General features: G+C 38.7%; 8 protein-coding genes. 1 reads left to right on the forward strand and 7 read right to left on the reverse strand.

What is annotated here, in order from left to right:
- Window positions 1-3 precede the first annotated feature (3 nt).
- On the reverse strand, window positions 4-1,863 hold the full coding sequence (locus BUA97_RS04720) for a M1 family metallopeptidase (RefSeq protein ID WP_072996675.1): 1,860 nt from the start codon (window positions 1,861-1,863) through the stop codon (window positions 4-6).
- Between the two features lie 465 nt (window positions 1,864-2,328).
- Here BUA97_RS04720 and bglX point away from each other — a divergent pair, with 465 nt between their 5' ends.
- Window positions 2,329-4,551 (forward strand): beta-glucosidase BglX, encoded by a 2,223-nt coding sequence (gene bglX, locus BUA97_RS04725; RefSeq protein ID WP_084081254.1) that lies wholly within the window; start codon window positions 2,329-2,331, stop codon window positions 4,549-4,551.
- A 142-nt stretch (window positions 4,552-4,693) separates the two neighbouring features.
- On the opposite strand, the gene BUA97_RS04730 is transcribed toward bglX, so the two are convergent.
- The 6 genes from BUA97_RS04730 to BUA97_RS04755 form a co-directional block, all read right to left on the reverse strand.
- A complete protein-coding gene (locus tag BUA97_RS04730) occupies window positions 4,694-5,524 on the reverse strand; it encodes an endonuclease/exonuclease/phosphatase family protein (protein ID WP_072996676.1) in 831 nt (276 codons plus the stop codon).
- Window positions 5,525-5,553: 29 nt separating this feature from the next.
- Window positions 5,554-6,135: a GDP-mannose pyrophosphatase NudK gene (gene nudK, locus BUA97_RS04735; protein WP_072996677.1), complete on the reverse strand. Its 582-nt coding sequence runs from the start codon at window positions 6,133-6,135 to the stop codon at window positions 5,554-5,556.
- A gap of 39 nt (window positions 6,136-6,174) precedes the next feature.
- Entirely contained in the window at window positions 6,175-7,125 is a 951-nt protein-coding gene (gene fmt, locus BUA97_RS04740) for a methionyl-tRNA formyltransferase (RefSeq protein WP_072996678.1), read from the reverse strand.
- Between the two features lie 189 nt (window positions 7,126-7,314).
- Window positions 7,315-9,216: a RecQ family ATP-dependent DNA helicase gene (locus tag BUA97_RS04745; RefSeq protein ID WP_072996679.1), complete on the reverse strand. Its 1,902-nt coding sequence runs from the start codon at window positions 9,214-9,216 to the stop codon at window positions 7,315-7,317.
- A 79-nt stretch (window positions 9,217-9,295) separates the two neighbouring features.
- The gene (locus tag BUA97_RS04750; RefSeq protein WP_072996680.1) at window positions 9,296-10,732 is read right to left on the reverse strand and encodes an OmpA family protein; all 1,437 of its coding nucleotides are present in this window, start codon (window positions 10,730-10,732) and stop codon (window positions 9,296-9,298) included.
- 21 nt (window positions 10,733-10,753) lie between these two features.
- Window positions 10,754-12,172, reverse strand: a complete 1,419-nt coding sequence (locus BUA97_RS04755) for an OmpA family protein (RefSeq protein ID WP_072996681.1) — start codon at window positions 12,170-12,172, stop codon at window positions 10,754-10,756.
- Between the last annotated feature and the right edge of the window lie 16 nt (window positions 12,173-12,188).

Here is a 12,188-nt window from a genome sequence, read left to right on the forward strand (position 1 = left end):
TGATTAAAGCGTTTTCAAATTATCTTCCGGCGTATAATCCATAAAAATCCCGCCATCCAGATTCACAGACTCGACTTTCTTTTTAACCGGAATATTAAGACTTACTGACTTTTGGTCTTTCTCCCAAACCGACGGCGTAAAATGAATTTTCTCCGTCGAATTATCTTCACAAGTCAAAACCACATCAAACGGAATCGCAAATCCTCCTACATTCTCAACCATCAAAACCAATTGATTATTTTGCTGTGAAACAGCTCCCACCTTCAAATCAATATAATTATTCGTATAAAACCAATTATTGAAGAACCAATTCAGATTTTTACCAGAACCAGCATTCATAGAATTAAAGTAATCCCACGGAATCGGGTGTTTCCCATGCCAGTTATCCATATAAATATGAAGCGCCTTCTTGAATAACTCATCTCCCAAATAATCCTTCAAAGCCAGATAACTCAGCGCCGGTTTCACATAAGCATTATTTCCGTAACCTGCTCCGGAAAGCTGAGAACTCATCGTGATAATCGGCTGATCCTGTTCTGTAGAAGCGTCATTGATCCAGCGTTTCACACGGAAGTTCTTCATAAATTTGTCCGCAGCTTCTTTTCCATTTTCTTCAATACCGATCAGGTATTCCAGCATCGTCGCCCAGCCTTCATCCATAAAAGCATATCGCGTTTCGTTAATTCCCATATAGAAAGGAAAATACGTGTGCGCAATCTCGTGGTCAGCCGTTAGTCTCGCATCCTGCAAGTCATTGGGGATACTCGTATCGTTGATCATCATCGGATATTCCATATCAGCGTAACCTTGGATGGCAGTCATCACAGGAAACGGATATTCCACGCCCGGCCAGTTATCGGTAAACCATTTCAGGTTGTAACGCATCCATTCCGTATATTTTTCAAAGTCTTTGGCACCCGCGTTATAAGCAGATTGCACGCTAGCTCTTTTTGTTTTTAGCTGAACACTCGACGCATCCCAAACGTAATGGTTGCTCAGTGCAAAACAAAAATCAACAATATGATTGGCTTTGAATTTCCAGACATTCCATTCATTTTGCTTCGTCACTTTCCCGGATTTCATTTCTTCGGCATTCGCAATATGGATGATTTTATCTGATTGTAATGATTCTTTAAAACGTTTCAGATATTCTGGTTGAAGCACTTCTTCAGGATTCTGGAAATCACCCGTGGACCAAACCACAAAATCCTTAGGCGCAGAAATCGAAAATGAATAATCGTTAAAATCATTATAAAACTCCTGTCTGCCGTTGTGCTGCAACATATCCCAGCCATTATAATCATCATAAACCGACACGCGCGGGAAAGAATAGGCTACATAAAAAGTTTCGGGATCAATCTGCCCTTCTCTCCCACTTTCCTTCGCCAATGGATATTCCCACTCGATTTTGATTTCAGTCTGAGATTTCGATGCAATCGGTTTAGTCAACTTCACCTTTTCAACTGTTGACCAGTTATCACTGTTGATATTATATTTCTCCTCATTGATGAAGAAAGATTTGATTTTAAGACCATCTGTCAACGCCTCTTTAGAACTATATCCAGCTCTCCCAGACTGTGGTTTCGTCATATTATTCACAAACCGGATTGCCAAAACCTTCAGCTCATCCGGACTATTATTAGAATACCGGATCATTTCTGAACCAGAAACAATCTTCGTCTTCGCGTCCACTTTCACATTCACATCATAAACACCTTTGTTCTGCCAATAGTTTTTCCCAGGCTTCCCGGATATATCACGTGTTCCGCTGGCAAACGCCTTTTTTATATTCCTCGGCATATACAATTCCTGAGCAGACATTGTACCTCCTATCAGCATCAATCCTAATAATAGTTTGTTCATTTTTCCAGATTTAATTATCAAAAATAAAAAATTAAAACTAATTGTCTGTCCATACTTATCAAGAGGCGTTGACGGCGTTCAAGATAGGACTAGATCGGTTGCCAACTATTCGGATGCGGTTCCGGACACCTCCGATGACGTTCAAGATATGTCCAGAGCGGTTGCGAACTATTCGGGTGGGGTTTCGGACCTCAAATTATACGTTCACATACCCCATCAGACACGCTATGAACCTCAATGGATTAGTAAATAACCTGGAGAAAGCGGTTCAGCAACCACAATCGACTAGCAAATAACGTCAACAGAGTATTGATTCAGTCCTCGACATTGATGCTAAATAATTATAGATTTCAGAAATTACTCTCATCTTACGGTTGTCAAAATTTTAAATAAAATTTTGACAGGGTGGTTTATAATAATTACATTTACAAATATTATTACCTCAATTAGAGACAAAAAAAACCTATGATAAAAAAGACACTTTTATTCCTAATATTAATCTTTGGAATCAGCATTTCCGCACAGAAAACTATCGATCAAAAAGTTAATGAGTTAATTTCCAAAATGACTTTGGAAGAAAAAGCAGGACAACTCGTGCAATACAGTGGTTTCGAATACACCACCGGACCACAGAACTCCAATTCCAAAAAAGTGTTGGAAGAAATCAAACAAGGCAAGGTCGGCTCTATGCTGAATGTGACTGGCGCAGAAGAAACCAGAGCGTTCCAGAAATTAGCCTTGGAGTCAAGATTAAAAATACCCTTATTATTCGGGCAGGATGTTATTCACGGGTTCAGAACGACTTTCCCAATTAACCTCGGGCAAGCGGCAAGCTGGGATTTGGAAATGATAGAAAAATCGGAAAGAATCGCTGCGATAGAAGCTTCAGCTTATGGCATTCACTGGACATTTGCGCCAATGGTAGACATCGCCAGAGACCCAAGATGGGGACGCGTGATGGAGGGTTCTGGCGAAGATACGTACTTCGGAACAAAAATCGGATTGGCGAGAATCAAAGGTTTCCAAGGTAAAGGTTTAGGAAATATTGATGCGATAATGGCGTGTGCAAAACACTTCGCAGCGTATGGTGCTGCTGTTGGCGGAAGAGATTACAATTCAGTAGATATGAGTTTGAGACAATTGAACGAAACGTATTTGCCGCCATTCAAAGCAGCGGCTGAAGCAGGCGTCGCCACCTTTATGAATTCATTCAACGACATCAACGGAATTCCTGCAACGGCGAATAAATATATCCTGAGAGATTTATTAAAAGGAAGGTGGAACTTCAAAGGTTTCGTAGTTTCCGATTGGGGAAGCATCGGCGAAATGATAAAACACGGTTACGCTAAAGACAATGCCGAAGCCGGAGAAAAAGCCATTCTTGCCGGAAGCGATATGGATATGGAAAGCCGAATCTATATGGAACAACTTCCGAAATTGGTAAAAGAAGGAAAAGTCGACATCAAGTTTGTGGATGATGCGGTGCGAAGAATCCTAATGAAAAAATTCGAATTAGGCTTGTTTGATGACCCATACAGATTTTCAAATTCCGACAGACAAAAACAACAGACCAACAACCTTGAACACAGAAAATTCGGGAGAGAATTTGGAGCCAAAAGTGTGGTTCTTTTGAAGAACGAAAAGAAACTGCTTCCGCTATCTAAATCAGCCAAAACTGTTGCTTTGATTGGTCCATTCGGAAAAGAGACCGTGGCAATGCACGGATTCTGGTCGGTTCCTTTCAAAGATGATGCGCAAAGAATCGTCACTCAGTTTGACGGTATCAAAAATCAATTAGACAAAAACTCAACCTTGCTTTACGCCAAAGGTTGCAATGAAAATGACCAGGACAAATCGATGTTTTCAGAAGCGCTTGAAACAGCGAAAAAAGCAGATGTCGTGATAATGACTCTCGGTGAAGGTCACGCCATGAGCGGCGAAGCAAAAAGCCGAAGCAATATTCATTTCTCTGGTGTTCAGGAAGAATTATTGAAAGAAATTGCGAAAACCGGAAAACCGATTGTCCTGCTGATTAATGCAGGAAGACCTTTGGTTTTCGATTGGGCTGCGGACAATATTTCGACCATCGTTTACACATGGTGGCTAGGAACTGAAGCCGGAAATTCTGTCGCAGATATCATCTTCGGAAACGTGAATCCGAGTGGAAAATTGCCAATGACTTTCCCAAGAACAGAAGGGCAAATCCCAATCTATTACAATCATTATAATACGGGAAGACCAGCGGAGAAATCCACTGAAAGAAATTATGTTTCCGCTTACATCGATTTGGACAACGACCCGAAATTCCCGTTTGGATTTGGTTTAAGTTACACCGATTTCAAATACTCTAATTTCAATTTAAGTTCTGATAATCTGAAAGGCAATCAAACTTTAACCATCAATGTGAACGTTGCCAACACAGGCAATTTTGATGGCGAAGAAGTCGTTCAGCTTTACATCCGCGACTTGTTTGGAAAAGTCGTACGCCCAGTCAAAGAGCTGAAGGGTTTCCAAAAGATTTTCCTGAAAAAAGGAGAGAACAAAAATGTAACCTTCAAACTGACTCCGGAAGATTTGAAATTCTACGATGAAGAACTGAACTACGATTGGGAAGCCGGCGATTTTGAAATAATGTTGGGAACTAATTCCAGTGATGTGATGACTAAAAAGATTGTTTGGAATAAATAGAGAATATCGGAAACACTTCGACTCCGCTCAGTGTGACATTTATAATACCAAACAATATTTGAACATTGTCAGTCTGAGCGGGGTCGGAGACTTTACCAATTATACTAAAAAATCCTCTTTTAACAAGAGGATTTTTCATTTGCTATTTCTTAAAACCAATCTCCGCCAAAATCGGAAAATGGTCTGAAGGATAAAGCAGATTTTCCCGTCTGTCATTGATGGTTCTGATAGTTTCAGTGTCAAAACCTTTTACAAAAATGTAATCAATTCTTTCTTTTGCAGGAACATTAATATCGAAAGCCTGGAAAGTTCCTTTGGGTCCGTAATGAGGCTTTTTCGAATGATAATAAGCATTGTCCAATGATTGAGAAATAATTTTAATCGGCTCAGAATCATCCGTCAGATTGAAATCTCCAGTCAAAGTCAAAGGCAGATTTTTTGGATTGAGTTCCTTGATTTTTTCGAGAATTAATTTTGCCGAATTCACTCTCGCCACATCACCAACGTGGTCAAAATGCAGATTCATTGCAAGGAATTGTTTCCCCGTTTTTTTGATTTTGAAAAATGCATAAGTACAAACTCTATTATACGCAGCGTCCCAACCCTTCGAAGGTTTTTCCGGCGTTTCGCTGAGCCAGAAAGTTCCGGATTTGGTAACTTCCAATTTGGTTTTATCATAGAAAATCGCAGAATATTCGCCTTGATTTTTGCCATCATCTCTTCCAACACCGACATAATCATAATCTTTCAGACTGGTTTTGATATCCGTCATTTGCTGAGGAACCGCTTCCTGAACCCCAAAATAGTCCGGATGATAATAAAACATCAGCGCCAGTGCATCTTCTTTTCTTTTGTCCCACGAGTTCTCTTTGTCACTTTCCAAAGACAACCGGATGTTGTACGTCATCACTTTCAAATCCTGGGAAAAGGCAAATTGAGAAGCGAGTACTAATCCGAAAAATAATTTTTTCATTTTAAATTTTTATTGAATTGATTTTAAATCTATAGAATATTTTTAAGTCTGACGTGCTGAAGCAACATAATCGTCTTCGCATCTTTGACTTCACCAGAGTCAATCATTTCTAGTGCTTTGTCGATATCTAGTTCCAGAACTTCTATCTCTTCCTGCTCATCTGCCAAACCTCCTCCATCATTCACTTTCATTGATTTCGAATATTCCGCAATAAAAAAGTAAAGAATTTCCGTCACAGAACCCGGCGACATATAAACTTCGAACACTTTTCTGACATCCGAAATCTTATAACCCAATTCCTCTTCCGTTTCCTTTCGGATGCAATCTTCGGGATTATCTTTATCCAAAAGTCCGGCGCAGGCTTCTATCATCATTCCGTCGTCGTTGCCATTGATATAAGTTGGTAAACGGAATTGTTTCGTCAAAATAACGGTTTTCGATTTCTTATTATAAAGCAAAATTGTTGCGCCGTTTCCACGGTCGTAAGCTTCTCTGCTTTGGGTTTCCCGCGTTCCGTCTTTTTTCTGATATTCGAAAGTGACTTTGTTCAGCATGTACCAATTATCGGATAAAATTTCCGTGTGTAAAATTTTGACTCTGCTATTTTGCATATGAATGAATCAATTATCTATCTGTCTATTATCTATTCTCTAAGCTTTATAATCCTCAAAATTCTGGATTCCATTCAAAAAATCTTTCACAGCCATTCTTTTTTTACCCTGAGTCTGAACATCTTCCGGGTAATAAATGCCGTCTTTTGTATAGAATCTGAACTCATTTTTAGAAATATCAAAATCGCCAGCTTCTCTCGAATGGGATTCTAATTCAAAATGACCTTTGAAGATTTTCAGTGATTTTTCTTCATCCTTGATTTTCAAAATAGTGAAAGCTGTTGGATAAGGCGACATTCCGCGAACGAAGTTATGAATTGTCTCAGAACTCTGATTCCAATCGATTTTCAGATTTTCCTTGAAAATTTTATAGGCTGTTTTAGGATTCTCTTTTTTTGGCTGCGGTTTTTCTACAATTGAATTTTCAGCTAATCCGTCCAAAGTTTTAATCACCAAATCTGCACCGATGATCATTAATTTATCATGTAAAGTTCCGGCGTTATCTTCGGGTAAAACTTCAGTTTCGGCCTGGAGAAGAATATTACCTTCATCAATTTTTTCATTGATGAAAAACGTGGTCACACCAGATTTGGTTTCGCCATTGATAACTGCATAATTAATCGGTGCTGCACCACGATAATCCGGCAGTAAAGAACCGTGCAGATTGAAAGTTCCCAATTTCGGAATCGAGAATAGCACCTGAGGCATCATCCTGAAAGCTACGACGACAAAAACATCGGCATCTAGGTTTCGGATTGATTCCAGGAATTCCGGATTACGCAATTTTTCTGGCTGAAAAAGATTGAGATTGTTCTCTTCAGCAAAAACTTTCACGGGTGAAGGTGAGAGTTTCATACCTCTTCCGCTCGCTTTGTCCGGCGCTGTTACAACGCCAACCACTTTATGGTGGGATTGGAAAATAGCTTCCAAAGAGGCTTTTGCAAAATCCGGAGTTCCGAAAAAAACGACGTTTAATGATTTCGTCTGCATTGATTTTATAATTAATGATTTATTTAAACTCAATAATTTGTGTGTTTTTCTCAATCACAAAAGTCACATAAGATTTTAATTTATCACTGTTTTTAAAGATGAAAAAAAAGTATACTATTTCTTTTTTGCTCTTAATAGAATTCTTTTTAATAATTTCTTTTGTGACTCTTGTGGATATTATTTAATGATTTAACTATTTAGCATATAGGTTTTGTAGTTCAACATTTTGACTTTGCCGATGTCCAAAAGGAAAATCAGGGTTTCGGAAATGGACTCTTTGGAGTAAAAATTCAGGCTCGCAGCCATCTCGTCCAAAGACATGGGTCGGTTTGACAACTGCTGAGCAATATCGGAAGATAAGGTTCTTTTGGAATTGTTTCGTTTTCTGCAAACCGAACATTTGCCACAGTTTTCTGCATCCGCTTCTCCGAAATAATTAAGAATCAATTTCATTTTACAAAAATCAGAATCCTGAATGTAGAATTTATTCTCTTCCCATTTCCTCAACTTATTTTTCTGAATATTATGAAAAAGCGACCAATATTCGCCAAATAAGTGTCTATCATTCCGGGGTTTTAAAAATTTGATAGTATGTTGGCTTCCATCGAGATATTCCAAATGTCCGGCTTTTTGCAGCTGTAGTAGTTTGAACTTGAAATTCTGAAGGTCGAATCCGTTTTTCTTGCAAAAAGCCAGATCACTAAAATGCACTTTTTGTATCGCCAGACCAGGCAAATTCCTGAACAACAATTCCATAAAATACGAATCGGAAGGTGCCAATTGCTCCAGCTCATCCGACTGTACAAAACTCTGAATCGTGGAAGCGGAGATATTATTTTTATAATAAATCAGTTCCTGGTTATTCAGAAATGTCAGAATATTTTTGATTTTGGCTGTTGAGAGTTTTGTTAAATTTTTGATTCTGCTGAGGTCAAGCTGAAAGGTTTTCTCAGACATATCATTATCTGCAATCTGAAAAACAGAATACAGGTAAGTCAATATTTTTTGATATTCTGATTTATTGGGGATCTGATTCTGAAAAGTATCATCAATATATTTAAGTTCCTGAGGATTCCAAAGCATCAGGACTAATGCTTCATCGCCATTCCTGCCAGCCCTTCCGATTTCCTGGTAATAATTTTCAATTGTGGATGACGGTGAAAGATGAATCACGAATCGGACATTATCTTTATCGATCCCCATCCCAAAAGCATTTGTAGAAACTAAAACGTGAAACTGGCTGCTGATCCATTTTTTCTGAAGTTTCTCTTTTTCTCCGGAAGCCAAACCGGCGTGGAAAAAATCGACGTTCTGAAATTTATTGTTTTTCAGAAAAATGGTCAATTCTTCAGCCTCTCTTCTGGTTCTTGTATAGATAACACCTGAAGACGGATTCTGCCTGAGGAATTCTAAAATCCTATTGTATTTATTGGACGTATTTTCAACAATGATATTGAGATTATCCCTTTTGAAACTTTGTTTGAAAACCTGGGGATGATGAAGTCCTAATTTTGCTGAAATCTCCTTGACGACTTTATTTGTAGCCGTTGCGGTCAACGCAAGGCAAGGTACATTTTTGAATTCCTGTCTGAATTTTTTGATATTCTGATAACTCGGACGGAAATCCGAGCCCCATTCCGAAATACAATGTGCTTCATCCACAGCAATAAACGAAATATCGATCTCCTGGATATTCCTCAAAAACAATTGGTTCTGTAATCTTTCCGGAGAAATAAAAAGAATCTTAGTCAATCCACTTTTACATCTGTTATAAACTGATTCTTCTTCAAACTCATCTAACTCTGAACTTAGTAATTCAGCTTCGATCCCTAATGCTTGAAGTGAATCAATCTGATCGCGCATTAATGCCAAAAGGGGCGATATAACAAGGCAAATCCCTTCTAAAAGAATAGCCGGCAGCTGATAACAAAGTGATTTCCCGCCACCAGTTGGTAATAGAGCCAATGTATCTTTACCATTAATTAAAGAAAGGATGATATTCTTCTGAGAAGACCGAAAGTCATCGAACCCCCAAAATTGTTTGAGTGTATCATGAATTAATCTAACCTGTGATTCTGCGGAAGAAAGCATTTGTAAATTTAATTAAATATTGAACATAAAAAAAACCGTTCGCAATAAAGGAAACGGTTTTTAACTTTATAAAATATTTTTACTTAGCTTCAAAATATACTCTTCTGTTTGCTCTGTTTTTCCATTCGGGGCATTTCGAAGCAGGATCACATTCCGGATAAAGAAGATTTTTTTCTCCTCTTCCAAGGGCTTCTAATTTGGTTTTATCTGCTCCATTTTGAATCAGATAATTTTTAACATTATTAGCTCTTCTTTCGGAAAGGCCCTGATTATACTCATCAGTTCCTCTGGTATCAGTTCCTCCGATAACTTTAAAATTAGCACCGGAAGCGTTAATATAATTGATAGCCTGTGTTAGTATCGGTGTATTAGAAGGCAGAATCCTGTCAGAATTCAAATCAAAATCAATGCCTTTCAATACTCTTTCTCCATCTGTGATAACACCTGTAGAGTTATTAGCAGCATACGGACATCCATTATTTTCTACAGGTCCGGGGACTGTTACACATTTATCATTAAGATCAATCACACCATCCAGGTCTGTATCCAGAGCAACTCCTGCTCCATCTACTCTAGCTCCTGCAGGCGTATCCAGCTGTCTGTCCCAATCATCACATACGCCATCATTATCAGCATCACCTTTTTTACAAACTTCTATATCCTGTGTCTTGTCATTTAGAACATCCAGCTTGTAGTATATTTCCTGTAACGGATCATGCCACATCAGGTGTGACTCATGTTTTCCAAGCTTGAAAGTAACTCCAAGTGTTCCGTTAAAGAAATTGTCAGAAATCTGATCCTCAACCAGGTTATAACCATTCTGTCCAACGCCTGCACCATCAAACTCATCGTCTCCGGTTACTACGTACATCAACCTTCCTTCTATATCGAATCTGTTATTGATTTTAAATTTAAGTCCTGCTCCAGCTTGTCCAAAGAATGATCCCAATTTGAATGGTTTTGATTCATAATTAAGAACCTGATTGTAAACCGGACCAGGATCTTGCCTGTATGACTTGTATGCCAATGTTCCGATACCTGCATAACCGTGCAATGCCCATCGGAAAGGAGATTTGTTATCCACCCTTCGCAAAAGATTTGAAAAGTTGATGTCTCCTAAAATTGAAATCGCATCATACTGTGTTCTCCCTGCAGGATAGTTGCCTTCCAATGCTTTGTGATCTTTGGTATTAATCTGTCCTTGTCTGGTCTCTCCTCTGTCATATTGTAGATTAAGTCCGAAGGCGTGTGTTATCGCTTTATCAATACTGATGTATGCAGAATACCCGAAAAGATTTTTACCATTTCCGTTCTTTATAGATGTCATATCAGCTGATTGAATTAAAGGTATACCTGCACCAACTGAAATAGACCAGTCATTGAATTTTTTCGATGACTGAGTAAAGGGAGAAACATTCTGAGATCCTGAATTAGCATCCGAAGCTACTGTCTGAGCTGATAAACTCATAGGCAACAATAATACAACAGCTGCTAATGATAATAAATTTTGTTTCATATTTAATGTTTTTTTTCTAGTTTATTTATTTGCAACAAAATACACTCTTCTGTTTGCTTCATTCTTCCATTCCGGGCATTTTGTAGCTGGATCGCACTCTATGTATTTAAGATCCTCTTTTCCTCTTCCTTCAGCTGTCAAGACACTGGCAGAAACACCTTTATTAACAAGATATTTCACGACAGCATTTGCTCTTTTCGTGGACAATTTCTTATTATATTCCGCCGATCCTCTACTGTCTGTAGCGCCGACAACTATGAACTTATCATCAGCTCCAAGCGATTTAATAATCTCTGCAGCTTTATCAAGATCAGCAAAAGATTTCTTTCTGATGATATCTTTGTTCAGTTCAAATTCTATTCCATTGAAATGCCTATTGATCTCGTCAACAACATATGCATTAACAGGAGTCTTAGCTTTTTCAACCGGGCAGCCGTTATTTTCAACCGTTCCGGGAACTGTTATACATTTATCATTAAGATCAATAACGCCGTCAAGATCAACATCAAGCGCTACACCGGCACCATCTACTCTAGCCCCTGCAGGCGTGTCCAGCTGTCTGTCCCAATCGTCACATACACCGTCATTATCCTGATCTCCTTTTTCACAAACTTTGAAATCCTTGAATTGCTCGTCAAGATCAGATGCTTTTGCATAAGCCATTTGCAGAGGATCAACCCAACGAAGATGATCCTGATGTTTTCCTAATTTGAAAGATAACCCAAGATTGAATAACCATGCATTATCGGAGTAAGTATCATTGATGAGATTATATCCAGGAGGCGCAGTTCTGTTCGAGCCGCCGCCATCAAACTCTTCATCACCACTAATGAGATACAAAGCCCGAAGTTCTACATCAAGCAGCCTTGATATATTATACTTTAATCCGGCTCCGCCAATGTAAGTGAAACTTGCAACATCCATTTTCTGTTCTATTCTCATTGGCCAATCCTTTAAAAGATTATTGTCCTGTAAGAAAGTTTTGTAACCTGTCAGTCCTATACCTGCATAGCCATGCAGAGCCCATCTGAACTTTGACTTGTTATCTGTTCTTCTCATAAGATTTGAGAAATTGATGTCTCCCAGCAAGGCAATCTGGTCAAATTTTGTATGACCGCTTCCGACTCCGGAAGCAGCATCAAGATATGCTTTTTGCTTGGTCTGGCCTCTGGTGTACATCAAAGATAAACCAAATGTATGTGAGATTTGTTTGTCAAGGCTCACATAGCCATTCCAGCCCCAGTTGACTTTGCCATCATAAAACGATGTAAGATCAGCATTAGTCATAAAAGATGCCCCTCCGCCAACTGAGACAGACCAATCTTTAAAAAGTCGGCTCTCATTATTAAAAGGTTGCGTTGTAGGTTTACTGTTGTTTTCCTCAGTCTGTGCTTGACCTAGAAAAGGCAGTAAGAAGAATAGAAATAGTTTTTTCTTCATAATTCATTTGTGTTAA

Origin of the sequence: Epilithonimonas mollis, from assembly GCF_900142325.1 — a bacterium.
Lineage (GTDB): Bacteria > Bacteroidota > Bacteroidia > Flavobacteriales > Weeksellaceae > Epilithonimonas > Epilithonimonas mollis.